The sequence below is a fragment of the Clostridium sp. AF27-2AA genome, assembly GCF_003478505.1.
Classification (GTDB): Bacteria; Bacillota; Clostridia; order Lachnospirales; family Lachnospiraceae; genus Brotaphodocola.
The window spans coordinates 39,368-65,767 of the sequence record NZ_QUFI01000018.1; the positions used below are offsets into that span (position 1 = coordinate 39,368).

Consider the following 26,400-nt stretch of genomic DNA (forward strand, 5'->3'; position numbering starts at 1 on the left):
TGATTTTTATACTGCATACAGCTTCCTGTACTTCTTCTCCAGATATTCCACATAATATTTCGGATCAAAATCCTCCCCGGTCATATCCTTTAAAATTTCCCGGCTGTCCTTCATCTTTCCGTAGCGGTGTACATGCTTTCTCAAATACTCCCGGATCACATCCAGCTTTCCTTCCTCCAGCAGACGGTCAAAATTCATCTCCTGCTTCATCCGGGCCAGCATCTGCGCGCCAAAGGCACTGCCTAACGCGTAGGACGGGAAGTAGCCGAAGGACCCCTGGGCCCAGTGGATGTCCTGAAGCACGCCCTGCGCGTCAGTTTCCGGGCGGATTCCCAGGTATTCCTCATATTTGTCAGCCCAGAGTTTCGGAAGTTCGCTGACATCCAGATCTTCCTCGATCAGCATTTTCTCCAGTTCATAGCGCACCAGCACATGAAGGCTGTAGGTCAGCTCATCGGCCTCCGTGCGGATCAGGCCCGGCTGGACTTTGTTGATGGCACGGACAAACATTTCTCGTCCCACACCCTTTAACTGCTCCGGGAACAGCTCTTTCAGCTTTCCGTATACCGGGATCCAGAAGGCCTCGCTGCGGCCGATGATGTTCTCAAAGAACCGGGACTGGGACTCATGCATGCCCATGGAGGTTCCCTGACCAGCCGGCGTCTGGCTTAACCGGTCATCAATGCCAAATTCGTAAATAGCATGTCCACTCTCATGAATCACAGAAAATGCTGAAGAATCCACTCTGGATTTATAGTGGGTGGTGATGCGCACATCCCGGTTATGCAAATTTGTGGTAAACGGATGGGCACTGACTGCCAGAACTCCTTTTGAAAAATCAAAACCCACATATTTTGCCAGATACTCTGCCAGTTCCCGCTGCTTCTCCTCAGAATAGTCCCCGTCCAGAAAATCATCCTGAATGCGGACCGGACTTTCCATCACCTGCTTTAACAGCGGAACGATGTGCTCTTTTAACATGTCAAAAAACTCATCCAGTTTCTTCATGGTAAAACCCGGTTCAAAGGAATCCAGCATCACATCGTAGAGCTTCTGACCTTCCTTCTGGCGGTAGGACGCAAACTTTTTCTGGTAATCAATGATCTCTTTTAAGACCAGAGCGAAAGAAGCAAAATCATTTTCTTTGCGCGCCTTTGTCCAGATACGGGTGGATTTCGAGATCAGTTCCTGATACGCCCGGTACTCCTCCGGCGGAATGCAGGAGATCTCCTCGATGGTGCGCTTCGCGGATTTCAGAATCGCATAACGGATGCCATCTTCTGTAAGTTCCATATCCGGGGTCTCCAGTGTAATCTTTTCTGAGCCATCTGCCTCATCCTGCGCACTGCCCTCTTTTCCAGTCAGTTCCTGCAGGCACTTGTCTACAAGCTCCTTCACCCGCTCACTCATCATAATGCGCTGGTAAGATGAGGACAGCACACCCTGTATCCGGGCGGTGCGGCTTCCCGCCTCCTCCGGTGCCAGCGTCTCCTCGTCCCACTCAAAGAGAATCAGTGCCGTTTCATAGGCCTGGGCCTCCTCGAGATACTGCATCAGTTCTTCATACTCGGAATGTTTCTTTTCTGTATTCATAAGTTTCCTCCTGACCGCCTTATTATTCCTCATTCTCCATGTCAGCATTCCTGCCATCTGTGCCAGATGTTTTTTCTGCGTCTGCGCCGGATGTTTCTTTCTGACCATTCGTGTCGGACGTTTCTTCCTGGCCACCTGTTTCTGGTTCAGACTGCCCATTCTCCGTTTCCGCGTCTGCCGGTGTCGCAAGCAGCGCTTCCTCCCATTCCATGCTCATGCCCTGCACGGCGCTGGTCAGCACCGCGTTGACAAACAGATCGCCGTTCCACTGCACACCGCCGCCATAATTCTTTACCGAATCAATGGTGGTATAGCCGTGAAGCAGATCGAGAGCCATTCTCGGCTCCGCCATCTGATAGCGGAGCGTCGTTCCCTTTTTCACCCTTCCCACGTTCTGTTCCGCCAGAATCGTGTTTCGGATCTTGTAAATCTCGCAGATCATCTCAGCATCCGTCATTTCCGGTGACAGATGCTCCAGAAATACGCTTGCCTGGCTGCTGCAGTTTACATTGACGGAAAAGAAGGCTGCGCTCACGGCAATGTGCCGCTCCGAAAGCCGGTATCCTGCCGCGTTCAGCTTCGCCGCAAAATTATCCCAGTAGGTCATGCGCATAAACTCCAGCTCATCGCTGATGGCCGCCTCGTAATCCCGTTCCCTGGCACTGACAAAGGCCTGCACGATACCCGCGTTTTCCACCAGGGATACATCTCTGGCATTTTTTTCCGTGTATTCCGCGAACTCCTGCCAGAGAGATGGATGCCGCTCATAAGCCCACCGCATGAAATCTACCAGGTCGTAACGGTAATCAAACTGGCACAGGCCATAGGCCCGGCCTCTGTCTCCTGCGATGATCTGGCCGCCGGAGGATTCCCCTGCAATGGAAAGCATATAGAACTCCGCCGGTTCCCCGGAAATGTGGATTCCGCTTAAAGCGCCGGGCGTAACCGCCTTTCCTGCCTCCATTTCAAACTCAGACCAGGCTTCCAGTATGGCTGCCTCCTCATTCGGATCCAGCAGATAACCGTCACTGTCTGCCATTCTTCCGTCCGGCGTCTCCGCATCCATCACCAGGCGGCCATTTTCCTCGAAGTAACACTCGTCTACCCGGCCATATTCCTCAATAGTCTGGTAACCGATGACGGCACCCTGCTCCGTAAAATAGTACCAGTCATCATCCTGTAAAAGCCAGCCAAGATACAAGGATCCATCCTCTGTATAATAGTAGAGCACGCCATCCTCTGTATAAAAACCAGTCCGTTTCTCCGGGTCCGCATCCGTTTCTGCGCTTTCCTGCTCCGCCGTAGTCTCCTCGCCGGAACTGTCACTGACGGACGCCGCCCTTGACTCCATCTGTCCAGCCCCGGGATCTGCAGAAATGCTTCGTATTCCGGCAATGGCCGCAGCCAGTATCACCACCAGGGCGAGACCTGCCAGCAGTGGAAGAACCACACTGTCTTTCCGAAACTGTTCGGATTTTATTTTATCCAGATATGTCGTTTTTATTTTCTTCCGTATTTCTTTTAATTTCGTTAATTCTGATTTTTTCATATGTTTCTGATTCGCAGTCAAAATCGGCTACACTAAATGCTGCCACACGGAATTTTCAGCACCGGAAATTCCGGCCTGCAAATTACACGCAATCTTCTTAGCCTCTGTACCGGTTCAGCGCCGCAAATATTTCCTGAATTCTCGGCTTCGCCAGACCGCATGGCACATAGGAACCGGTCAGGCCGTCCCAGCCTTTTGTCTCAATCCGCTTTCGCAGTTCCGCCGCAATCTGCCGCAGATTTTTTCGCCCGTCTGTCAGCTGTTCCAGGGCGTAACAGGTCAGATAGGCCAGGGCAGAGGTCTGCTCGGAATCCGCCAGCTGTTCCACATAGCGCAGATCTACCGTCTCCCGGTCAATGGAGAAGGAATCACGGCCGAAGGTTTTCACTTTGCTGCGCTCCTGGGCACGATCACCACCACGGCCTCCTCTGCTGCGATCCGACCTGCCGTTCCGGTCATTCGTACCTGCCGTTCTTCCCGCCGCATACGTCTCCGCAAACGCCGGAACCGCAAATCCCGGTGCCTGGACTCTCGGCGCCTGATGTTCTTTGCACAGCGCTTTCACCTGCTCCGTGATCTCCACCGGCTTATAGCAGTCCATCTGAATGATGTGGTCCGCGATGTAGAAGAACGCGCCGGAGCTTCCCGCTACCAGAATCGTAGATACACCAGCCTTTTCATACAGATCCCGGCCCCGCTCCAGAAATGGCGTGATCGGCTCTTTCTCCCGGCTGATGACCTGCTGCATGAAATCATCCCGCACCATAAAGTTAGTGGCGGAGGTATCTTCATCAATCAAAAACAGCCTGCTTCCCGCCTCAATGCCTTCCAACACGCCTGCAGCCTGGGAGGTGCTTCCGCTGGCATCCGGCGTGGAAAAGTTTTTCGTGTCCTTGCCGTTGGGCAGGTCATTGATAAACAGGGAAATGTCAGTGTTGCGAATAGATCGCCCCTCCTCTGCCCGAAGCTTCACCGCGGTCTCATCCGCCAGGACAAATTCCCGTCCATCCCCCGCGATATGGTCATACACGCCCATCTGCAGAGCGGAAAGCAGCGTGGATTTTCCATGATAGCCGCCCCCCACGATCAGCGTAATGCCTGCCGGTACTGCCATGCCGTGAATCTCTCCGTGATGAGGCAGGATAAAGCTCTGCTCCATACTCTTCGGAGAAACAAAGGGAATGCTGTCTTTCATCGGCTGGTCGGAAACGCCGCTTTTTCTCGGCAGAATGGAACCGTTTGCCACAAAAGCTACCACATTCTTCTCTTTCATCTGGCGGCGCAGCTTTGTCTGGTCTTCTGCCAGCCATACCGCCGCCTGCAGCGCTTTCCGATCCAGATTTTTTGCGAAAAAACTTTTTTCCGCTGCTTTCGGCAGAAAATCAAAGAGAATCTTCTCCAGTCCGCCTGCGTCAATGGTTCTTCCAAAAGCCGGAAAACCGACGTGGAAACGCACGGTAATGGTGTCACGGCTGATCTCACAGGCGCTGCGCTCTAAGACCTCCTGGCCGCACCGGCTGATGGAAATCAGGCCGCTCTTGCCTGAGCCCTTTGCCTGAAAACTGAACCGCTCCGTCTGGGCAGAAAATAATCTTGTCAGGTGATCCTGCAGCGCAATGCGTTTGCATTCCTGATCCCGCATTTCTTCAGAAAATCCGGACAGTTTCCACGGGATTTCCAGATGAACAGAAGACGGGGACGCAAAGGGGTCTCCTTGTACATGGTCGATCACCAGCGCGTAATTCCCAAACTGGTATGCCCCGGACAGGGATTTGTAAGCCGGATAGCTTTTATGGTCAATGGAGCGCAGCATCGTGCGCAGTTCATTCGATGATTTCATGGCATATCTCCTCACATGCGTTTGCCGGACGCCTGACAACGGATTATTCCTGCTGTTTGCATGACATACAAACAACCGGCATTTTCCACTGTACAAACGTCCGGCAGACATTTTCCGATTCTTTATAATGTTTCCGCGATCTTTCTCGCTACATACACACCACTTGCGGATGCGTGGGACAGGGAATGGGTCACGCCACTGCCATCACCGATGATGTAAAGGCCTTTGTGGCGGCTCTCCAGGTTCTCATCCACATCTACTTCCATGTTGTAGAATTTGACCTCCACGCCGTACAGCAGGGTATCGTCATTGGCAGTACCAGGCGCGATCTTATCCAGGGCGTAGATCATCTCAATGATGCCGTCCAGAATACGCTTTGGCAGCACCAGGCTTAAGTCGCCCGGAGTTGCGGAAAGGGTCGGCATGAACATGTTTTCCTCGATACGTTTCTGGGTGCTTCGTCTTCCGCGCACCAGGTCACCGAAACGCTGTACGATGACACCGCCGCCCAGCATGTTGGAAAGACGGGCGATGCTCTCACCGTAGCCGTTGCTGTCCTTAAACGGCTCGGAGAAGTGCTTGGATACCAGCAGCGCGAAGTTGGTGCACTCGGTCTGCTTGGCCGGATCCTCGTAGCTGTGGCCATTTACAGTCACGATGCCGTTGGTGTTTTCATTTACCACGATGCCGCGCGGGTTCATGCAGAAGGTACGCACGTTATCCTCAAACTTCTCAGTACGGTATACGATCTTGCTCTCGTAAAGCTCATCCGTCAGATGGGAGAACAGTACCGCTGGAAGTTCCACGCGAACGCCCAGATCCACACGGTTGGACTTGGTCGGGATCTCAAGCTCCTTACAGATATGCTCCATCCATTTGCTTCCGCTTCTTCCTACGGAAACAATACATTTCTTACAGTCATAGGAGGTCTCACCCACCCATACCCGGTAGATTCCGTCCTCAAGGCTCTCAATATGGGTAACCGGGGATTCAAAGTAGAAATCCACCTGATCCTTTAACTCATCGTAAAGCTGGCCTAATACAACCAGATTGATGTCGGTTCCCAGATGGCGCACAGATGCATCCAACAGCTTTAAACGGTTCTGGATGCAGACCTTCTTTAAGCTGGTTCCTGCGGTAGAGTACATTTTGGTGTCCTCGCCCCCGTGGGCCATATTGATCTCGTCCACATATTCCATAAGCTCAGTCGCTGCTTTTTTGCCGATGTACTCATACAGAGTACCGCCAAAATCGTTGGTAATGTTGTATTTACCATCGGAGAACGCGCCCGCTCCGCCGAATCCGCTCATAATAGAGCAGGATTTACATTTGACGCAGGCTTTGATCTTGTCACCGTCAATCGGGCAGTGACGCTTCTTTAAGGTGTAGCCGGAATCAAAAACCGCAATTTTTTTGCCTCCGCACTTCTTTGTCAGCTCATACGCAGAGTAAATTCCCCCCGGGCCTGCGCCCACAATAATCACATCATATTTCATGCACACAAAACTCCTTCTTTTTTTATTCCCGTTTTTAATGCCGGGCATAAAAACAGAGAATCCACTGGATTCCCTGTTCTTACATACTGTTTCAGTTGCTCTGCAAAATCTTAAAAATACTTCTTGCTGCCCCAGAGGTTCGCTTTTTTTAAATCCCGGTACTCGTTGTAGGCCTTTTCCAGAATCTGCTTCTCATTTGAGAACTTCAGAAGGTGGTAAGCCTCATAAAACTTGTAATAACCGGAATCCACAAAATGCTCTTCCCGTTGTGGTTTACTGTAATAGCTGTCCGCCATCATCAGATACCAGTGTACGTCTTTTTCCACCATATCCTGCGGCGTATTGAAGGAATAGGAGCTCTTCCCGATATATTTGATAATGGAAGCGCTCACGCCGGTCTCTTCTTTTACTTCCCGAAGAGCCGTTTCTTTATACTCCTCCCCTGCTTCTACAGTTCCCTTTGGAAGGACCCAGCCCTCGTACTTGTTCTTGTAATTCTTATAAAGGACCAGGATCTTGCCGCGAAATATAACCACACCTCCACAGCTCGTTGCTTCTATCATTGCAATTCCTCCTGTTGTACCGTGCAATAAGCACAGCTTTGGTGTGTCACACAGACTGGTTTAAGTATACCTCTATTTCGGGTAAGTTGCAAGTTTCTTATTCTGTTACTTCCATAAACTTTATTTGTGCAGTTCTTTAAAGATTTTCTCCGGAGTGATCGGCAGTTCCCGGATCTGCACGCCGGTGGCATTTGCCACGGCCGCCGCAATTGCCGGAGACGGCGTATTGATGACAACCTCACCGATGGATTTGACTCCAAACGGACCGGTCGGCTCGTAGCTGCTTTCAAATTCAACCCGGATATTTCCCACATCCACGCGGGTCGGAAGCTTGTACTGCATGAAGGAATTCTCATACACCTGGCCCTTTTCGGAACGGGTCACATCCTCAAACATTGCCATGCCGATACCCTGTCCAAGACCTCCCTCCGTCTGTACCCGGGCAATTGCCGGGTTGATCGGGGTTCCGCAGTCTACCACAGCCACATAATTGACCAGCTCAAAATCACAGGTTTCCTGATCCATCTCAATCTCAGCCATACCAACCATGAACGGAGGCGGAGATACCGGTGAGGAATGGCTTTCGGTCACCTCAAGAGCCTTCCCGTTATTCGCCATGGCACGGTTTCCGATATCCTTTAAGCTGATGGAAGCCGAACCGTCCTTTGCGAATACCTGCTCACCGTCAAAATCCACCTCTTCCGGTGCCTTCTCCAGATACTCCGCTCCCTTCTCGGTGATCAGGCGGATCATGGATTTGGATGCCTTCACGGCAGCCATACCGGTTAAGTAAGCGGTACTGGACGCATAGGAACCGGAATCATACGGAGAAACATCCGTATCCACACCATGGGACACAATGTTTTCCAGATCACAGCCCAGCACGTCTGCCGCGATCTGGGCCAGCGTGGTATCACAGCCGGTACCCATATCTGACGCACCGATCATCATGGTATAAAAGCCGTCATCGTTCAGCTTTAAGGTAATGGAGCCCACATCCACACCGGAAATAGAGGAGCCCTGCATGCACATGGCAACGCCTACCGAACGGACTTTTCCGTTACCCATGTCGCGGCACGGATATTTTTCATCCCAGTGCATCAGCTCCTTTGCTCTTGCCATGCAGCGGTCCAGAGCACAGCTGTTGGCGGTTTCGCCGTAGTAAGCCGGCATCAGATCGCCCTCGTGTACCATATTTTTCTCACGGATCACGGTCGGATCCATCTGAAGTTCCCGTGCCAGCTCGTTGACTGCGGACTCCAGCGCAAACACACCCTGGGTCGCGCCGTAACCGCGGTACGCGCCTGCTGACATGGTATTCGTATAAACAACATCATAGCAGAATCGGTAAGCCTTCGGCGTGGAATAAATCGGAATAGACTTATGGCCGGACAGACCTACGGTAGTCGGGCCATGCTCACCGAATGCTCCGGTATTGGACAATGTGTACAGATCAATGGCCTGAAAAATTCCATTTTCATCCGCACCCAGGCGCACATGTACCTCCATCTCGTGACGCGGGGAAGAAGCGATCTGGGATTCATAGCGGGTGTAGACCAGCTTGGCCGGTTTTCCTGTCTTCCAGGTTACCAGCGCCGGGTAAACCTCCGTAACCACCGTCTGCTTTGCACCAAATCCGCCGCCGATCCTCGGCTTGAGCACACGGACCTTAGACTTCGGGATATCCAGCGCGTGAGCTACGATACGGCGCACATGGAACGGGATCTGCGTGGAGGATGTCACGTTTAAGCGTCCGTAAGCGTCCATGGAGGTAAAGGTCCGGAAGGTCTCCATCATTGCCTGCTGATTCGCTTTCACATGATACGTGCGGTCAATAACATGGGCACAGTCTGCCAGGATCGCATCCACATCACCATTGCTGTCCTGCGCAGAGGCACAGAGGTTGCGCTTATTGTCGGCGCCAACCGGGCACAGGCTCTTCCAGCTGTCCTCCGGATGTACCAGGATCGGGTTATCCTTTGCAGTGTGGAAGTCCAGCACCGGCTCCAGCACCTGGTACTTTACTTTGATAAGACGCAGAGCCTTATCCACTGCTTCTTCCGTCTCACCGGCCACAATTGCCACTGCATCACCTACAAAACGGACTCTCTGGTCCAGGATCAGGCGGTCATACGGGCTTGGCTCCGGGTAGGTCTGGCCCGCCATGGTAAAACGCTTCTGGGAACAGTCCTGATACGTCAGGATCGTCTCAATCCCCTCTACCTTTAATGCTCTGGAAAGATCGATCTCCTCAATCAGCGCATGCGCATGAGGACTGCGCAGAAGCTTCACGATGAGACAATCCTTCGGAGCGATATCATCGGTATAAAGCGGTTTTCCGGCGAGGAGTGCCTTTGCGTCTTTCTTGATCACAGACATGCCTACATATCTATTCTTCGCTTCCATGGTTTACGCCTCCTTCTTCCGGTTTAAATATTTTTCCAGGGCGCGGAGCTGGCCGGCGTATCCGGTACAGCGGCAGAGATTTCCTGCCAGATACTCCCGCACCTCTTCCATAGTCGGTTTTACCAGTTCCCGTTCCATAGCCAGTACATTCATAATGAAACCAGGACTGCAGAAACCGCACTGGTCCGCGCCTTCTCTTGCCAGAAAATCAGCAAATTCCTCTGACTCTTTCTGAAGGCCCTCCAGAGTTGTAACCTCATGTCCGTCGGCTCTGGCAGCAAGAACAGAGCAGGAAAGCACCGGCTTTCCATCCAGCCACACCGTGCAGAGTCCGCAGTTTGAAGTTTCGCAGCCACGCTTTACACTGTAGCAGCCCTTTTCCCGGACCAGATCCAGAAGCAGGGTATCTGCCTTGATCTCAGCCTCGATTTTTTTTCCGTTTAATGTCAGTCTGATTTTCATGCTATGCCTCCTCCCCACTTAACTGCTCCATGAGCCTTCTCACATAAATTTCCGCCAGAGACTTCCGGTAATCCGCGCTGCCCCGCAGGTTGTCTCCAAATGAGAACATGCTGACTGCTTCCTCTGCCTGCGCGGAAAGCTCACATCCGGTTTGGACCGGACGTGTTACCAGTGCCGCCTTAGACGGTCTCGCGCCAACGGAAATATACCACATGTCATCCTTCTTTGCCGCTGCGACGGCAATCAGCGGAAAATCTGTTTTGGAACGCCGCTGGCTGGCATAGGCTGCTTTTCTGCCATCCTTTTTGATGATGATGCGCACCAGAATATCCCGGCTGTACTTCATCTTCGCAAATTCTTCCAGAGATACGGTTCCGCCCTTGTAAAGCTCAACATAGCTGTCCAGAACCATCATGCAGGTAAGAATATCAGAAAAGCCGAAGCGTCCGAAAACACTGCCTCCCACAGTCGCGCTGTTGCGGAACTGGGTTCCAACGATCCAGCGGGTACACTCACGAAATGCGCCGTCAAAGTACTGATTTAAGCCTTTATGAAGCTCTAACTGCCGCAGGCTGCACATACAGCCAATTCTGAATTCATCTTCTGTCTCCTCGATCTGATCCAGACCCAGACCACTTAAGTCAATCACCGTATTCCGGTTCCCGCTGCTCATTTTCAACCACATCATACCGCCTGCCAGAACGTTGCTTCTCTTCTGGTTCAGCTCATATGCCTGTTCCAGGCTTTCCGCCTTCACATACTCCTTTGCATGAAACATGCGATTCCTCCTTTGTCACTCCTAAAAACTTTGTGTAGCGTTATATCACCATTTTCATCTTGAAAAATAGGTATCAAAAATACTTTTTGCGATCGGCGCGGCCACATGACCGCCCGATCCGGCCTCCTCCACCAGTACCGTGACTACCAGTTTCGGATCCTCTGCCGGGGCAAACCCGGTAAACCATGCATGGGTCTCTTTTCCGGTCTCAAACTCCGCAGATCCGGTCTTTCCGGCTACGGAATAAGCATCGGTACGGACACCGGAACCGGTTCCATCCGTCACAACGCTCCGCATGAACATGGAAAGCGTGGAGGCCTCCTGCGAGGTCATCAGATTTCCATAAGCGGAAGGCAGATATTTCTTTACTTCCTCTCCCGCCGCAGATTCCACGTGATCGATCAGATATGGTTTCATCAGCGTACCGCCATTCGCTATGGCCGCTGTGATCATAGCGTTGTGCAGTGGCGTCATCTGGGTGTTTCCCTGGCCAATAGCGGTCTGCAGCCGTTCCCAGTCTGAAGCCCCTGGTCCCATGGCATATGAGCTCTTGCTATATGCCAGAGACATCGGAAGGTCTTTATTAAACAACAATTCTCCGCAGGTATTCTGCATCTGCCCGAGATCCATGGTAAGACCGAGGCTTGCAAAAGCGCCATTGCAGGAATTCGCAAATGCCTGCAAAAGCGACTGATGGCCGTGGGCATTCCCATGATAACAGGAAATCCTGTAATCTCCGGCCTCATAGCTGCCGTCACAGTCAAAAGTAAACCCCTCCCAGGTATCCGGATGCTCCCGGATATATTCCAGAAGCGTCACGATCTTAAAGGTTGATCCCGGTGGATACACACCCTGTGCGGCACGATTGAGAAGCTGTGCCTCAGTATTGTCCCCGGAGATCAGGCTCTCCCACTGGCTGCTCAGCTGATTCGGGTCAAAGCCCGGCTTGGAAACCATGGCGAGGATCTTGCCTGTGTCCGGCTCCATCACCACGACAGCGCCCCTGCGGTCACCCAGCGCGTCGGAAGCCGCCTGCTGCAGCCCCACATCCAGCGTAGTCACCACCTGGTCTCCCAGATTTTTCGCATCGGATAACTCGTTGACGGCCTGCTCTACCAGATTCATGTGGGAACTTAACAGATAAAAGTTCGCCAGAGATTCCAGGCCGGTCTTGCCCTGGTCGGAATAGCCCACCACATGGGCAAACAGGCTTCCATACGGGTATTCCCGCACCTCTGTCCCATCTTCTGCCACATTGGTCTTCGCCAGTACCGTGCCGTCATTGCTTAAAATCTCTCCGCGGATGATCCGGTCAGAAAAACTGTCCAGACGCGCATTATAGGAATTGTTGATGACCGTCTCACTCTGCACCTGCAGAAAATAGCCGAAATAGCCCATCAGACCAACAAACAGGCCTACCATAATATAGGTCACAAACAAAATACTCTTATCTGCCTTCTGTCCTGCCACTTTTCTTCCGGCTGTCCGTTTTTCTGTTGTTTTCTTTTCAGTCGAATTTTTCTTCATAGTCCTCCTCATCATTCCGTTTCAGAATGTACAGGCCCTGAATCACACCGAAAATGATAAAGGTGCTCAAAATAGAACTTCCGCCATAGCTGACAAGGGGCAGGGTTACACCGGTAGACGGAATGAATTTCGTCACTCCGCCCACGGTTAAAAATACCTGAACCGCATAAACCATGGCAAGGCCAAAGGCGATCAGTTTATAAAACAATGCCTGCATCCGCGCTGCCAGGAGCACAAACTGTAAGAAGCAGCCCAGGCAGATGAGCAGCACGCAGAGAGCAAATATCCCGCCAAGCTCCTCGGAAATTGCAGCGAATACAAAGTCCTTTTCCACAACCGGGATTTTATAAGGCATGCCCTGATATAGGCCCATGCCGAACCATCCGCCTGTGCCGATGGCAAAGAGGGACTGGGTGATCTGGTAACCGCGGTTATCAATGTCCGCCCATGGATTTTTCCAGGCCGCCACACGGGTGCGCACATGGGCAAAGAGCTGGTATGCCACCACCGACGCGCCGCTGCCGCAAAGCAGGCCGGAAAACAGATACAGATAGCTTCCGGTTGCCACAAACAGCATGGTCAGGTACGTCAGAAAAAAGATCAGCGCGCTTCCCAGATCTTTGGAAAGCACCAGCACCAGCACATAAGCAGCCGCCATCACCGTGGTTTCTATGATCGTCTTAGACTCGGTATCCCGGTAAAACATGCAGGCTGTAAAGAACACAAACAGGATTTTTACAAACTCTGACGGCTGAAACGCGATGCCCGCAATGTTCACGGACAGCTGCGCGCCGAAGCTGTTGTTGCCGATGATCCATACCACGATCAGCAGCGCCAGACCGGCAAAACCGTATACCCACGGAATGTTCGCCAGCTGCCACACCCGCTCCAGAATGAACGGGATAATCCAGGTGATCAGTGCCGATATGGCAACAATCACAAACTGGCGAATGGCCTTGTCAAAATCCAGACGGGTCAGGATCACAAAGCCGATGCACAAAAGCATGCACATGTTGTTGACCAGAAGCCTGGACCGCAGTGGATAAAACACCTTATAAAGTCCCAGATAAACTGCCAGGAATACTACCTGTGCCAGATAAAACAGGATTACCCGCTCATCCTCTGATTTTAAGAACAGCACCGCATACGCCACAAAATGCAGCAGAAACATGGCCGCATTCTGCCGGACACAGACTCTTCCCTGCTGCCAGGGATCCCGAAACCGGAAATAACTGAAATTCCAGTAGGTATAAGCCGCGATCAGCAGGATCAGCAGATATTTCGATACTTCAATGACAATATTTACCATATATATTTATTCTACGCCTCTCTTGAAATGGCCGCGTGTAAAATCTTTGAACGGATCCCTGGTTTCTTCCCCGTGAAGGAACTGATCCGCAAAAGCATCCAGCACTGCTTTCATCTGCTCCGGTGTCTCCAGCGTGAACGCAAGACGCAGCGCCCCCGGAGCCAGCCGTCGGATCAGCTTCTCCTGTCCGAGCAGGGACAGAGGACTTGGATTATAGATGGTGTTATAGCAGAACCGGCAGTGATTCTTCACTGGAAGATCTTTTCCGGTGCGATCCCTCATCTTTAAGACCTCCGGCTGTTTCGTACAGCCCTTTGTAGTCCTTACGATGCACTGGGCCGACACCATGGCCGGAAGATAACCGTACACATAAAGTTCCATCCCCGCACAGCCCAGTGTCTCCAGCTCCCGGCTGTTTAACTCCAGCGGAAGGGTCATGCGGGAAATTCCAAGGTCTTCCATCTGCTCTCTTGCCAGATGGTTCAGGACATAAAGATTTGCGTCCGATACCATAGGAATATCCCCCAGGCCGTTTTCTCTTAAAAACGTGATCTCATCCAGGGATTTTACCACCAGCTCATCAAAGCCGGCCTCTTTCAGGGCATCTATATGTCTGCGGAAATAAGTCTCCGCCTCCGTGCGGAAGATGTTCGGCAGCATCAGGCTGCACTGCTTTGCGTTGTCATGGCATGCCTGTACCGCCACCTTCCAGGTCTCCGGCCCCAAGCCGCAGGAATCCAGGTAGATGCGGGTGACATCCGGATGGGCAATGGCGATGGGTAAGAGGCAAGGTTCCTCGATGGAGATGTGAAGGCCACAGGAACCTGCTTCCACACTGCCAGTCTCGCTCTGCTGCTCAGACCGCTCGTTTTCGCCTTCATCCTGGCTTTCTACCGCTCCCGCCGTCCGTCTGAATGGCTGCAGCAGCTTCTCTTCCATCTGCTCCAGTGCCTCCCGGCGCAGCTCATTGAGCGCCTGAACCGGCACAAAACAATTTCCTTCGATCTCTGCTGTCAGGTTTTCAAAATAGAACGGGGTATTTCCGGTCTTGTTTAACTGCTTTAACAGCTTTTCCTCTCCCATGGGCTGGTTCTGGGCCGTCTGAACCTCTGCGCCGTTCACCTCCACATACGGATTCTGAGCTGCTGCTTCTTCCAGAAGACGCTCCGGCTCACAGCACCAGAGGGAAAGCTTCAGCGGCTTGCCTTCCTTTACCACTACATGGCCGGATAGCGGCTCCTGCTTTTTCTTCTCCACATAATCCCGGTCCAGACGGTCAAACAAAGCCTGATTTCCTTCCCGGAAGGCCGGTTTTTCTTTTAATGCCACCATCTCGCGGCCATTGTGGTGAAGATAATAACCATCCGTAAAGCCACCGCGGTCAAAGAGATCCAGGAGCATCCTGCGGTCTGCCGGATCTACCTTATAACCGTCCCGTCCATGCTCCAGATAGTAATCCACATATTTGCGGTAAATACTCACGACACCGGCAGTGTAGCGCGGACTCTTCATGCGGCCCTCAATCTTTAAGGAATAGACACCGGATTCAATGATGTCCGGGAGAATATCCAGGGTGCAGAGGTCTTTCAGGCTTAAGACATAGCGGTCATCCCCCACCGCTGCTTTCTGCTGTGCATACGGCTTTCCCTTCATCCGGGCATTTCTGTCCTGCATGTCCGGACTGTGCTTTCCTTTGCCCTTTTTTCCTGTGTTCTGATTTCTTGCATTCTGCTTTCCGGTTTCGTATATGCTTTCCGTCAGTTTCGCAGAATTCTGCTTTGCCGCACTCTGAACCGGCTTTCCGGCTGCTGTCAGTACGTCATAGGGAAGTCTGCAGGGCTGTGCGCAACGTCCGCGGTTACCGCTGCGGCCGCCGATCAGGCTGCTAAGCAGACACTGCCCGGAGTAGCAGTAACACAATGCGCCATGCACAAAGCTCTCGATTTCCACATCCACATGGTCGCGGATCTCTGCGATTTCCTGAAGAGATAACTCTCTCGCTGTTACCACGCGGGTCGCTCCCATCTCCTTTAAGCTCTGGGCACTGCGCCATCCTGTCACAGTCATCTGGGTGCTCGCATGAATCGGAAGATCCGGAAAATGCTCCCGGATGAACTTCCACACACCAAGATCCTGCACGATCACCGCATCCAGACCCCGCTCATAATATGGCTTTAAAAAGTCATAAAGCTGGTCCAGTTCCTCTTCCTTCACCAGCGTATTAACTGTCATATAAAGACGACAGCCATGCAGATGCACATAATCGATTGCTTCCAAGAACCTGTCTTCCTCTGGGTTGTCTGCATAAGCCCTGGCCCCGAACCGGCTGCCACCCATATATATCGCATCGGCACCAGCCTGAACCGCTGCCATCATGCTTTCCATTGACCCGGCCGGAGCCAGGATTTCTACACGTGAATTCAAATTCTCCTCCTCATATTAAAGTGAGCCATTTCGCTGGATCTGCTTCTCCGCAAATCAGGATCAAAACAGTCAAATGACCGTTTTGGTTTCAGGCCAAAAGAAAGGGAGTTCCGATTGTCTTTCAACACCCTTCACCCCCATATTGTATTACTTAACGGATAAAATGCCTGTTCGGATGCGTTGCTGCAGCAAGAGCTGCCTTGAACGCTGCCTGTTTTGCCATTTCATCAGCCTTTTTCTGTTCTTCCGGCGTTTTTACTGTCTTTGGCAGAATGGATGCAACCAGCTCCTTCACAGCAGCCACCTCAGCCGCTGCGGATTCAGCATCCTGCTCCTCAACCAATTCGGCTGCTTCCATGGTTTCCACGGCCACTGCTGCCTCTTTCTCCGGCCGGGTCTGCTGTACCTCAGGCTGAATCTGTTCTGCTGACTGTTTCAATGTTTCCAGCTCCTGCCGTGCCTGCTTTGCATCCTGTTTTGCCTGAAGCAGTTCCCGGTTGAGACGCTCATTTTCCTCGCGTGCTTCCTTCAGATCACTCTCAGCCCTTGTCGCTGTCTCGCATGCTTCCTCCAGCTCCTGCTTTGCGGTTTCCGCTTCGCTTCTCGCCTGTGTAAGCTCCTGCTTTGCGGTTTCTGCTTCGCTTCTCGCCTGTGTAAGCTCCTGCTTTGCGGTTTCTGCTTCGCTTCTCGCCTGTGTAAGCTCCTGCTTTGCGGTTTCTGCTTCGCTTCTCGCCTGTGTAAGTTCCTGAAGCGAAGTTGCATTTTTTAAATGAGCCTGTTGCAGCTCCTGTTCAGCTGCATCCTGCTCAGAATACAGCTGTGCCAGCTTCCGACGCACTTCCTCCAGTTCCTGTTTCAAATGCTCTGCCTCTGCTGCTTTCGTTTCCAGGTTCTGCTTCGCCGTCTCAGACTCTGCTTTCATGGCTTCCAGCTCGCTTCCGGTATTGGCTGAATTTTCCTGTACCCGGACAAGCTGCTGTCTCAGTGTTTCTGCTTCTGTCCGTGTATCATCAAGATCTGCTCTCAGGCTTTCCGCCTCTGCCTGCGCATTTTCCAGATCCGCTCTCAGGCTTTCCGCTTCTGCCTGCGCATTTTCCAGATCTGCTCTCAGTCTTTCCGCCTCTGCCTGTGCAGCAGTAAGCACTGTCCTCATATTTTCTGTCTCTGCGACAGCCTCATTCTTCTCTGCGGAGACCTGCTCTATTTCAGCAGAAAGCCGTTCTTTCTCTGCAGCCAGTTTCCGGCTCACAGACTCATTCTCTGACTTTGCGGCTACAAGCTCCTGCTGCACGGTCTCATTTTCCAACTTGGCAGCTGCAAGCTCCTGCTGCACGGTCTCATTTTCCGACTTTGCAGCTGCAAGCTCCTGCTGCACGGTCTCATTTTCTGACTTGGCGGCTGCAAGCTCCTGCTGCACGGTCTCATTTTCCGACTTTGCAGCTGCAAGCTCCTGTCTCGTGTTCTCGCAACGGTTTTTCAGCGATTCGATTTCCTGAGATGCATTCTCCAGCTTTTCCTTCGCTGCTTCCAGTTCTTCCCGGTCTTTGAGCGGAGCAGCCTTGGCCACTTCCAGTTCCCTGGACTGTGCCTCATACTTCATCTGAGTGGTGATCAGCTCATGTTTTAAGCTGTATGCGTCTTTTTCCAGTTCCTCTTTCTGCTGTTTCAGGTCATCTGCACGCATCTGCTCCTTGAAATAATCATCAGAAAGATTCAGCTGAATAGTCAGATTCTGATATTCCGGACTCTGTCTGGAAAAACCATCCATCTTGCGGACTTCGCCAATCTTCTCATTCAGATAAGCAGCAACCTGTCTTAAATACGCTTCATCTTCCGTACCGCCCAATGTAAAAACGGTTCCATCTATAAAAACTTCCGTATAATTTTTCTGTTCCATGAAATTTCCTTATAAATAATATAATTTTAATACTGTATACATTTTAACATATTCCCACCATCTCAACAAGAGTGTTTCCCACAGTTTCTCATTTTGTGTTTCTGGGAAAATATGCTAAAATCCACAAATCCGGAGAACTCTGCTTTCTATCATCGTGCATCAATTCTCCGGATTTTTATTTTTTGTTTCTTTTGTTTTTACATGGATTGCCCGTCATATGGAATATCCAGATGCCGGTAAGCCAGCGGTGTTGCCACCCTTCCGCGTGGCGTACGGTTTAGGAAGCCATTCATCAGAAGATACGGCTCATACACATCCTCCAGCGTTCCGGCATCTTCGCCGAGCGCCGCTGCCAGGGTTTCCAGACCAACCGGGCCGCCGCCGAATTTCTCGATCATCATGAGAAGAATACTCCGGTCATTATTATCAAGGCCGACCTTGTCCACATCCAGAATGTCCAGCGCAAAATCCGCTACCTGTTTGGTGATGACTCCGTCATACTTCACCTGTGCAAAGTCCCGCACCCGTTTGAGCAATCGGTTTGCCAGACGTGGCGTGCCTCGCGAACGCCTTGCGATCTCTGCCGCGCCCTCCGGCTCAATGCCGATGCCAAGCACCTCTGCAGACCGCTCTACAATGATCTGCAGTTCCCCTGGCGTGTAAAATTCCAGCTTTTGTACCACGCCAAAACGGTCACGCAATGGAGCCGTCAGAAGACCGGCTCTGGTCGTTGCTCCGACCAGAGTGAAATGCGGCAGATCCAGGCGGATGGAACGGGCCGATGATTCCTTGCCCAGCATGATGTCAATGGCAAAATCCTCCATAGCCGGGTAAAGCACCTCCTCCACCTGACGGTTCAGGCGGTGGATCTCGTCCACAAACAGGACATCGCCCTCCTGAAGATTATTCAGGATTGCCGCCATCTCTCCCGGTTTTTCAATAGCCGGACCAGAGGTCACCTTCATGTGTACGCCCATCTCGTTTGCAATAATGCCGGAAAGCGTCGTCTTTCCCAATCCCGGCGGGCCGTAAAACAGCACATGATCCAGCGACTCTCCACGCGCTTTCGCCGCGTCAATGTATACCTTTAAATTGTTCTTGATCTTTTCCTGACCGATGTACTCGGCTAACATCTGAGGTCGGAGATTTGGTTCAATGACCTTATCCTCTTCCGTCACCTCAGTGGTTATGATCCGTCGTTCCATTTTTTACTCCAATTATCTTCTATACTAGAATGCCAGAAATTTCAGTGATGCCTTCAGCACCGCTTCCGAATTCATGTCCTCCGTGATGGTTACCTGCCGCACCGCCTTTGTGGCTTCTGTTGGGGAATAGCCCAGGGCAACCAGTGCTTCGATGGCCTCTTTGCCTGCGCCATCCACGCCGGAAGCTGCTGCCGTAACTGCCGCCTCCGTCTGGCCGCCCGTGAACTGCAGCGGCAGTACCTCGTCCATGCTGATCTTGTCTTTCAGATCCAGGATCACGCGCTTGGCTGTCTTCGGACCGATTCCCGGCGCTTTGGCGATGGCCTTGGAATCTTCCGCTATGATGGCCATGCGAAGATCATCCGGGCTGAGGGAGGAAAGAATTCCCAGAGCCGCCTTAGGGCCGATGCCGGTTACACCGAGAAGCTGGTTAAACATCTTTAAATCCTGACGGCTGAAAAAGCCATACAGCGTCATGGAATCTTCCTTCACCTGAAAGGAAGTGTAAACCTTGATCTGCTCACCCACATGCGGAAGCCGGTCCAGCACCGACAGCGGAACATGAATGTTCCAGCCAATGCCGCCTGATTCCACGACAATGGTATCTTCCCAGTATTCTTCCAACGTTCCTTTTATATATGAAAACAAATTTCTGTCCTGACCTTTCCTGATTCTTGTCTGCATCGTGTTTCGCTTTTCTCATTCTAACATACGGACTGTTTGGATGCAAGATAAATATCGAACAGACATTCTGTTTTCTGCTATCAGGACTCTCCCAGCACGATCCGGATCAGGCTCTTATCCAGCATCATGGTCCGGTTCCACGGATTTAAAATCACGCCCTCAATTTCCGGTACTGTCAGTGCAGTCCTGAACATCTGCTCCAGATCTGCCAGAAACGTAGATTTCACCTGGTCCCCGCCTCTCAGCTCCTCGTCAAAGCTGGTGAACGCTACCCACCAGGCCCTTCCGTCCCCGGTTTTCACTGCCTGGATCTGCATCGGAGCTGTCGGATTTGCAGTCTGTTCCTGCGGCATGTCCACCGCAAGGATGACCTGACCCTTTTCCCGCATCCGGCTGCGGACTACCGTCAGTGCATGAGCCAGTAGTTCCTCACTGGGCTTCTTCTGCAAAGCAGCGATGGCCTCCTCGATTTGTTCATTGCCGATCAGACCGTCATCTTTTGTTTTATTCTCTGATGTATGCATAGCTTTGTCTCTCCCTATTAGATAATAATTCCCTCCAGATGATCGCACTCATGCTGAATGATCTGGGCTGTCCAGCCGCTGAACTTCTGATGCTGCTTCTTGAAGTTCATATCCTCGTACTCCACCTCAATCTCCTCATAACGGGTTGTTTTCCGGACTCCGATCAGGGAGAGACAGCCCTCCTCTGTCTCAAAAGCGCCTGACTTTTTCACAATAACCGGATTAAACATCGCCACATTCATAAATCCCATATTCACAGCGATAATGTTCTTCCGCACCCCGATCATATTCGCCGCCATACCAACGCACTCAGACTCATGAGCTTTTAAGGTGTCCAAGAGGTCAAGGGCAACCTGGCGGTCTGCCTGGGTTGCAGGGAGGGATTTTTGTTTTAGAAATGCGATGTCACGCATGATTGGTTGTATCATAAATTTTATCTCCATTCTTTCCATAGATTCCGGTACTTTATCGGCACTTTCCGGCACTATTAAGGTCATTGCATATTCTATTGGGGTCATTAAGCTCATCATTGGGGTCATTAAGCTCATTCTGACCATAATAAATGCTTGACAACAGCCCTTCACCAGTGCACTTATTCTAATTTATATATTTCCGTACAATTTCCAAATCACACACAATCAGGTCAGATTAGCCAGTGATCTCATGACCAGATCAATATCCTGATTTTCCAGTTCCTGAATGATATGCAGATACGTTTTCTGCGTTGTGGTCATGCTTGCGTGTCCGAGTCTTCTGGCTACACTTCCAATGGATACGCCCGCAAAAAGAAGAATTGAAGCATGCGTATGGCGCAGTCCATGAACTGAAATGGTGGATATCTGCAGTTTTTTGCAGTATCGCTCCAAAATTCCATTGACCGTGGAATTATAAATAGGTTCATATTCATCCTGCTTCTTCACAAAAATCGGCTCCTCCGGTGGGAGATTTTTGGTCAGCTCCGCAAACTGCATGACCGTCTGCCAGTCAATCTGAATTTTCCGTATAGATGACTTGTTTTTCGTTGGAAGGAAGCCACCATTTCCCTTGTAATTCCACGTTTTGCTGATGGATAATGTCTGATGCGCAAAATCAAAATCCTTCGGTGTAAGGGCGAGTGCCTCAGAAAAACGCATGCCGGTTTTTGCTACAAGCAGGATAAACCAGTCCCAGTTCACTTCCTTTCCAAGATCCAGACTCTTTAAGAGCGTGTGCAGTTCGAACTGATTCAGATATTTGATTTTCTTCTCTGCCGGTGTTTTTCCCTTAATGATCACTTTCCGGGTGGGATCCCGGTCAATCAGACCTTCGTCCACAGCATCCAGAATCGCGCCTTTTAACTGATGATGAAAATCCATAGTTGTCTGTCTCTCATGGTGCTGCGCATAGTTATTGATCAGCTGCTGATATGTAATTCTTGTCATATTGCATAACTGCAATTCCGGAACCAGCTTTTTCAGCCATGCTTGCGTCATTTTATATTTTGCAAGCGTTACCTCACGAATCGCCCCCTCTTTGTATACCTGAACCCACTGGGCATAATAATCAACAAATAAAGCCGTTGCTTTTGTTTCATCGAGCATAAGATAAACCTCCTGTTTTCTCACACTGATGAAGGGCTCTTACTCCTTTGCAGATTCTTTCTTCCAGTTTTCCGGCTCCGGAATATCCATTCCACCTTCCAGCAAGAACTGGGTAAGTATCGAATCCACACGATTGTTTACCCGAAACATAGGCATTTTCTTTCCTTCCACCGCAGTAAAATATTCCTGTGCCTGTTCTTTTACCACAGTTGCCTTTAATGCGTCAAACCGCCCATAGTCATTGATATTTTCTTTTGTGATATTCAGCTTTAACAATTCGCGGATTATTTCTTCCGAGCATCCAAAATATCGGCAAAGCCGACGGATCTGTTCGGTTTTCTCGTTATTCGAATACATAACAATATAATCCTGCAATGTATATCCAGATCTTAATGATACATCTCCGGTCTGAACGTCATGTAAAAATAAGTTCGCAAACTTCTGATCTTCCTGAGACAAAAAAGCAAAAGACTTATGTAATTCTTCCAGTGTCTGATCCAGAACTTCCTGAGAAACTCCCGGCTGTTCCAACTGCTTCATCCACTTTTCGAAACGGGAATTCATATAGTTGTAGTCGATCATACCTGTATTCTGCTCCGTAAGATATGGATCAATCGAAAATGTAATTTCCTCCTCACTTTCTCCATCCTCCCCCGGCTTTCTGAGTTCCCGGTATCTCTGATGGAGAATCTCATAAGTATTCTCTGACAGCTTCACAGGAATTGTCTCTATAACCGTTCCATCCTCCGAAATCCGGTTATACTCCGTTTTCTCCCACACAAATCCCTGAATCTGCGCTGCCTGGTAATAAGTAGAAAACTCGCGGAACAATTTTGCAAATTTTGCCTTTATCTCTGTCTCCTCCGGGAGCCGGTCCAGTTCCACAATACCGGCATTCCGGAACAGTTCCACCATATCCTGGCCAGTCAAATTCATGTGCTCAATATTATCAGGCAGATGATCCGCAAATAAGCCCATCGGCCGGTCACCAGAGTACAATTTTACCGCATCCTCAATGTTGCGCTTCATCGTATGCGGCATCCGGTAATAACGGATAGAACCAAATGGTTTCTCATTGACATTGTACAGACGATTGGTTCTGGAAAATGCCTGAATCAGATTCTGATTCAACAGAATCTTATCCATATAAAGGGTGTTCACCCACTTGGAATCAAAACCTGTCAGCATCTGATTCACTACGATCAGGAGGTCTAATTGCTGCTCCGGTTTCAGTCTTTCATACGGCTTCTTATGCGCCAGACGGGCTGCTACATCCTTCTTAAACTTTGCGTAGCCACCGATATCAAACTGCTGGTCATACAGGTTATTGTAATCCTCCAGCATCTCTTTCAAGCCGTCTTCTTTATCCAAAGAACGCTGTCCGCCTTCATTGTCAATCGTCGGATCAAACAGTCCCGTCACACGCAATTTTGGATTCTTTTTCCGAAACTTTTTATAATAACGCACCGCTTCCGGAATACTGCTTACCGCAAAAATTCCATGGAATTTATTATTTCTGCTCAGTGTCAGCCAATTCTCAACGATATCGTCTACAACTGCATCTTGATAAGGATCCGATTCATACAACTCTTTCGAATAATAGTCCTCAATGCCCTTCTGGTAAGTACCATCCTCCTGCTTCACACCGGCCATCGGCACTTCCTGTTCCGACATAAAATGGAAGTATACTTTGCTCTTTTTTTCATCCGCAACTGCCTCTTCCACGGAGGCTGCATCTGCCTGCCGCAAAGCAATTTTCTGTCTTAACGTCTTATCCTGAAACACCATCACCATGGTCGGATCGAATCCCAGCACATTTTTATCCCGGATTCCATCCGCAATGCTGTAGCGATGCAGTTCATTGCCGAAAATGTCAGCCGTTGTACTCAGCTTCTTCCCATTTTCATCAAACACCGGTGTACCGGTAAATCCGAAAAACAGCGCATTCGGAAAGGTATTCTTAATTGTCGTCAGCATTTCTCCAAAGGTCGAGCGGTGACATTCATCCAGAATAAAGACCACTCTCTTGGAACGTATGGTTTCCAGATCTTTTGCCCTCATCTTGCCTTCGGCATCCTCACGAATATTACTCATTTTCTGGATAGAAGACACGATCAGGGCGTCTTTCGGATCCATGCTGGTTAATTTCCCAATTAATGCAATCGTATCTTCCGTATCCTGTACATCATCCGGATGATCTGCGAAAGCCCGGTATTCTTTCAACGACTGGGTACCCAGCTCAATACGGTCCATCAAAAACACAACTTTATCAGCGGTTCTGGCCTGCGCGATGAGCTGTGCCGATTTAAAGGAAGTCATGGTCTTTCCTGAACCTGTTGTATGCCAAATGTAACCGCCCAGCTGTTCCACATTGGACCAGTCCTGCGTAGCTGCACGGTCTGAGATTTTATTCGCCGCATAATACTGATAACTGCGCATTACTTTCAAAACACCATCCGCCGAATCCGCAACGGTATAAAATCCAATCATCTGATGAGCCAGCGGAATCGACAAAATCGTCGAAGTCACCTTCCGCCAGTCATTGATCGGCTCATTGTTAAAATCCGCCCAATGAAAATAAAAGTCAGGATTAAACTTCCCATCCGGTCCAGGATTCGCAAAATACAAAGTCTCTTCCGGGTTCATGGCAACAAAAATCTGCACCAGCGAAAATAAACCGGTAAACACACCTTCATGCGCATATTTTTCAATCTGATTGCAAGCCTCCGTCACTGGGACACCAGATTTTTTCAGTTCAATATGAAACACCGGCATACCATTGATTAACAGCATCAGATCACCACGGCGGTCCTGCAGGACTTTTTCATGCCGAGGGAATAAAGGCTGTTCGACAATCTGATATCTGCTCGAGCCTCCCGCAATTTCCATTCGGTCATATATTTTCAGGCTGATTTCCTTACCATGATGCAGCGTATCCTTCGGATTTTTTCGAATAATCGATACCGTTTTTCCATTCATAAAACCATTTAAGGCCAGCGGTGTCCGAAGATTCTTCACCTGGTCCAGAAGTTCATCCATCTCCTCTGGAATTAATGGACATTGATTCAATCTGTCAATGTCATTATTATTATCGTAAAGGATATCCGCCCAGTTTTGGATTAACTGTTCCTCAGTAGGATGGTGAATAACCTCCTTGTCCCAGCCATTACTCTGGAGTGCAGTGATAATGGCCTGTTCAAAATCTGATTCTCTGTCAAATCCAAGCATAATTTTGCTCCTTAAAATGTGGTTTTTTAATAGATTTTGCTTTCGTTTGATGAAGGGTGATAAGGCTGTCGAGATTAGCGAAATAATCCACTATTTTGTTCTGTTCCGCCTTTGTTGGAAATGGTACAACTAAATTTCTTATCTCTTCATTATGGATATGAACAACAGATTTTCCCTGTGCTTTTTTTGCCAGTTCTCGTTGTGAACTTCCATTAGATATAGAAATTGCTAAAAAAGCAGAATTAATTTCTTCATTTGGCATCACAACATTCAAATCTCCACCAAGCAAAATCCCTGGTTTATCGACGGTGGCAGCCCTTGCAATATCTTCCGCAGTTTCACCTGATGCAGGAACAATGACTTCTCCACCTTTACTGTATACAGAACCATCTTTTGCCACTACAAAAGTGTCAACATCTGAAATAGTGGTTTCATATTTTGTATATAATCTTCCATACAGAATAATTGGTGTTCCAGCCTCTATCAAATCACCTTTAGAATAGCCATTTCCTTTACTGAATTTTGCCACATCATTCAACTTACGCTGTTCCCAAGAAAAAATGTGTATATGAATTTTAAAGATTTTAACTTACTCTGATGAAGGGTGATGAGGTGGTCGATGGACTGAAAATAGTTCTCTATCTTAATTTGTTCTTCTTTCTTAGGGAACATATTTTCCAGCTTAATCAACTTATTTACCGCCAGTCCTGGTTGTGCTGATTGGTCAGAATATTGTCCCAAATTCATCGTATCTAACATATAATACATAAACCTTGTATTATTATTTTCATCTGCTTCAACAGCCACTGCATGTTCAGTAAAATAAGCCTTTCCAATGAAATAATTCATATTTCCACATAAAGCTCCTTGCCTGCCTATTAGCGCAAATTCTCCCTCATGATTATAGGTAGATGTATATCCTCTTAATCCATTTCCACCATATACTGGATATGCTCCACTTTCACTTATTTTATCTGCTTTTAAAGAGTTACCACTTTTGAATTTCTGTGTTACTTCACCCAACTTACGCTGTTCCCAAGATATCCTTCATAAATTGCTCGTGTTAAATTGACCATTCTTACCATCAAGGCTTGTTTTCTAAACAAATTCGCTTTTACTGGTATACAACATTCGTATTTTACTTAAACTAATTTTTCAAAATCAATTTTTGTATATTGGTTCAGAAATATTCAACGAATTTTATTGAACAAAAAGCTTTTCTAGCAATGATTTTTTGAAACTCTTCATTTTTTCCAATTTACGCTGATGAAGGGTGATAAGGTGGTCGAGGTTGCTCAAATAAGAGGCTATTTTTTTCTGCTCAGTTACCAAAGG

20 protein-coding genes are annotated in these 26,400 nt (G+C 49.6%); all 20 read right to left on the reverse strand.

The genetic code is table 11. The annotated features are described in order from the left end of the window. Window positions 1–6 precede the first annotated feature (6 nt). Window positions 7–1,593: a carboxypeptidase M32 gene (locus tag DWY84_RS11075; protein WP_118533260.1), complete on the reverse strand. Its 1,587-nt coding sequence runs from the start codon at window positions 1,591–1,593 to the stop codon at window positions 7–9. 22 nt (window positions 1,594–1,615) lie between these two features. After that, on the reverse strand, window positions 1,616–3,142 hold the full coding sequence (locus DWY84_RS11080; protein WP_118533262.1) for a hypothetical protein: 1,527 nt from the start codon (window positions 3,140–3,142) through the stop codon (window positions 1,616–1,618). A gap of 97 nt (window positions 3,143–3,239) precedes the next feature. Continuing rightward, on the reverse strand, window positions 3,240–4,982 hold the full coding sequence (locus DWY84_RS11085) for an ABC-ATPase domain-containing protein (protein ID WP_118533264.1): 1,743 nt from the start codon (window positions 4,980–4,982) through the stop codon (window positions 3,240–3,242). Between the two features lie 122 nt (window positions 4,983–5,104). Further along, the gene (locus tag DWY84_RS11090; protein WP_118533266.1) at window positions 5,105–6,478 is read right to left on the reverse strand and encodes an FAD-dependent protein; all 1,374 of its coding nucleotides are present in this window, start codon (window positions 6,476–6,478) and stop codon (window positions 5,105–5,107) included. Window positions 6,479–6,588: 110 nt separating this feature from the next. Then, window positions 6,589–7,041 carry an NUDIX hydrolase gene (locus DWY84_RS11095; RefSeq protein ID WP_118533268.1) on the reverse strand — a complete coding sequence of 151 codons (453 nt, stop codon included), beginning with the start codon at window positions 7,039–7,041 and terminating at the stop codon, window positions 6,589–6,591. Window positions 7,042–7,161: 120 nt separating this feature from the next. Further along, a complete protein-coding gene (locus tag DWY84_RS11100; RefSeq protein WP_118533270.1) occupies window positions 7,162–9,447 on the reverse strand; it encodes a molybdopterin cofactor-binding domain-containing protein in 2,286 nt (761 codons plus the stop codon). Between the two features lie 3 nt (window positions 9,448–9,450). Next, entirely contained in the window at window positions 9,451–9,909 is a 459-nt protein-coding gene (locus tag DWY84_RS11105; RefSeq protein WP_118533272.1) for a (2Fe-2S)-binding protein, read from the reverse strand. Window position 9,910: 1 nt separating this feature from the next. Then, window positions 9,911–10,687, reverse strand: a complete 777-nt coding sequence (locus DWY84_RS11110) for an FAD binding domain-containing protein (protein ID WP_118533274.1) — start codon at window positions 10,685–10,687, stop codon at window positions 9,911–9,913. A gap of 54 nt (window positions 10,688–10,741) precedes the next feature. Continuing rightward, window positions 10,742–12,214 carry a penicillin-binding transpeptidase domain-containing protein gene (locus tag DWY84_RS11115; RefSeq protein ID WP_118533276.1) on the reverse strand — a complete coding sequence of 491 codons (1,473 nt, stop codon included), beginning with the start codon at window positions 12,212–12,214 and terminating at the stop codon, window positions 10,742–10,744. Further along, window positions 12,195–13,523: an FtsW/RodA/SpoVE family cell cycle protein gene (locus DWY84_RS11120; protein WP_118533278.1), complete on the reverse strand. Its 1,329-nt coding sequence runs from the start codon at window positions 13,521–13,523 to the stop codon at window positions 12,195–12,197. Before DWY84_RS11120 ends, DWY84_RS11115 begins: the two co-directional genes overlap by 20 nt. A 6-nt stretch (window positions 13,524–13,529) precedes the next feature. Next, window positions 13,530–15,908 (reverse strand): DUF3656 domain-containing protein, encoded by a 2,379-nt coding sequence (locus DWY84_RS11125; RefSeq protein WP_347560790.1) that lies wholly within the window; start codon window positions 15,906–15,908, stop codon window positions 13,530–13,532. Between the two features lie 190 nt (window positions 15,909–16,098). Further along, on the reverse strand, window positions 16,099–17,844 hold the full coding sequence (gene zapA / locus DWY84_RS17425) for a cell division protein ZapA (protein ID WP_182434948.1): 1,746 nt from the start codon (window positions 17,842–17,844) through the stop codon (window positions 16,099–16,101). A 197-nt stretch (window positions 17,845–18,041) separates the two neighbouring features. Beyond that, window positions 18,042–19,049, reverse strand: coding sequence for a Holliday junction branch migration DNA helicase RuvB (gene ruvB, locus DWY84_RS11135; protein ID WP_118533282.1), 1,008 nt, complete (start codon window positions 19,047–19,049; stop codon window positions 18,042–18,044). Window positions 19,050–19,073: 24 nt separating this feature from the next. Continuing rightward, on the reverse strand, window positions 19,074–19,697 hold the full coding sequence (gene ruvA / locus DWY84_RS11140; RefSeq protein ID WP_118533302.1) for a Holliday junction branch migration protein RuvA: 624 nt from the start codon (window positions 19,695–19,697) through the stop codon (window positions 19,074–19,076). 116 nt (window positions 19,698–19,813) lie between these two features. Further along, a complete protein-coding gene (locus tag DWY84_RS11145; protein ID WP_118533284.1) occupies window positions 19,814–20,257 on the reverse strand; it encodes an SseB family protein in 444 nt (147 codons plus the stop codon). A 17-nt stretch (window positions 20,258–20,274) separates the two neighbouring features. Next, complete coding sequence (locus DWY84_RS11150; RefSeq protein ID WP_118533286.1) at window positions 20,275–20,685, reverse strand: peptide deformylase; 411 nt, start codon at window positions 20,683–20,685, stop codon at window positions 20,275–20,277. 210 nt (window positions 20,686–20,895) lie between these two features. Further along, on the reverse strand, window positions 20,896–21,837 hold the full coding sequence (locus tag DWY84_RS11155; RefSeq protein WP_118533288.1) for a site-specific integrase: 942 nt from the start codon (window positions 21,835–21,837) through the stop codon (window positions 20,896–20,898). Window positions 21,838–21,876: 39 nt separating this feature from the next. Continuing rightward, a complete protein-coding gene (locus DWY84_RS11160) occupies window positions 21,877–25,065 on the reverse strand; it encodes an HsdR family type I site-specific deoxyribonuclease (RefSeq protein ID WP_118533290.1) in 3,189 nt (1,062 codons plus the stop codon). Beyond that, on the reverse strand, window positions 25,052–25,594 hold the full coding sequence (locus tag DWY84_RS11165; RefSeq protein WP_243024837.1) for a restriction endonuclease subunit S: 543 nt from the start codon (window positions 25,592–25,594) through the stop codon (window positions 25,052–25,054). The genes DWY84_RS11160 and DWY84_RS11165 overlap by 14 nt, the downstream gene beginning before the upstream one ends. Window positions 25,595–25,599: 5 nt before the next feature. Next, the gene (locus DWY84_RS11170; protein ID WP_118533294.1) at window positions 25,600–26,109 is read right to left on the reverse strand and encodes a restriction endonuclease subunit S; all 510 of its coding nucleotides are present in this window, start codon (window positions 26,107–26,109) and stop codon (window positions 25,600–25,602) included. Window positions 26,110–26,400: the final 291 nt, after the last annotated feature.

Bases quoted from the DNA above. Each gene is read 5' to 3' on its own strand.
- DWY84_RS11155 (WP_118533288.1), bottom strand. From the start codon at position 21,837: ATGCTCGATGAAACAAAAGCAACGGCTTTATTTGTTGATTATTATGCC.
- DWY84_RS11090 (WP_118533266.1), bottom strand. From the start codon at position 6,478: ATGAAATATGATGTGATTATTGTGGGCGCAGGCCCGGGGGGAATTTAC.
- DWY84_RS11075 (WP_118533260.1), bottom strand. From the start codon at position 1,593: ATGAATACAGAAAAGAAACATTCCGAGTATGAAGAACTGATGCAGTAT.
- DWY84_RS11105 (WP_118533272.1), bottom strand. From the start codon at position 9,909: ATGAAAATCAGACTGACATTAAACGGAAAAAAAATCGAGGCTGAGATC.
- DWY84_RS11095 (WP_118533268.1), bottom strand. From the start codon at position 7,041: ATGATAGAAGCAACGAGCTGTGGAGGTGTGGTTATATTTCGCGGCAAG.
- ruvB (WP_118533282.1), bottom strand. From the start codon at position 19,049: ATGGAACGACGGATCATAACCACTGAGGTGACGGAAGAGGATAAGGTC.
- DWY84_RS11150 (WP_118533286.1), bottom strand. From the start codon at position 20,685: ATGATACAACCAATCATGCGTGACATCGCATTTCTAAAACAAAAATCC.
- DWY84_RS11160 (WP_118533290.1), bottom strand. From the start codon at position 25,065: ATGCTTGGATTTGACAGAGAATCAGATTTTGAACAGGCCATTATCACT.
- DWY84_RS11120 (WP_118533278.1), bottom strand. From the start codon at position 13,523: ATGGTAAATATTGTCATTGAAGTATCGAAATATCTGCTGATCCTGCTG.
- DWY84_RS11080 (WP_118533262.1), bottom strand. From the start codon at position 3,142: ATGAAAAAATCAGAATTAACGAAATTAAAAGAAATACGGAAGAAAATA.
- DWY84_RS11100 (WP_118533270.1), bottom strand. From the start codon at position 9,447: ATGGAAGCGAAGAATAGATATGTAGGCATGTCTGTGATCAAGAAAGAC.
- DWY84_RS11145 (WP_118533284.1), bottom strand. From the start codon at position 20,257: ATGCATACATCAGAGAATAAAACAAAAGATGACGGTCTGATCGGCAAT.
- DWY84_RS11110 (WP_118533274.1), bottom strand. From the start codon at position 10,687: ATGTTTCATGCAAAGGAGTATGTGAAGGCGGAAAGCCTGGAACAGGCA.
- DWY84_RS11125 (WP_347560790.1), bottom strand. From the start codon at position 15,908: ATGGAAAGCATGATGGCAGCGGTTCAGGCTGGTGCCGATGCGATATAT.
- DWY84_RS11115 (WP_118533276.1), bottom strand. From the start codon at position 12,214: ATGAAGAAAAATTCGACTGAAAAGAAAACAACAGAAAAACGGACAGCC.
- zapA (WP_182434948.1), bottom strand. From the start codon at position 17,844: ATGGAACAGAAAAATTATACGGAAGTTTTTATAGATGGAACCGTTTTT.
- DWY84_RS11085 (WP_118533264.1), bottom strand. From the start codon at position 4,982: ATGAAATCATCGAATGAACTGCGCACGATGCTGCGCTCCATTGACCAT.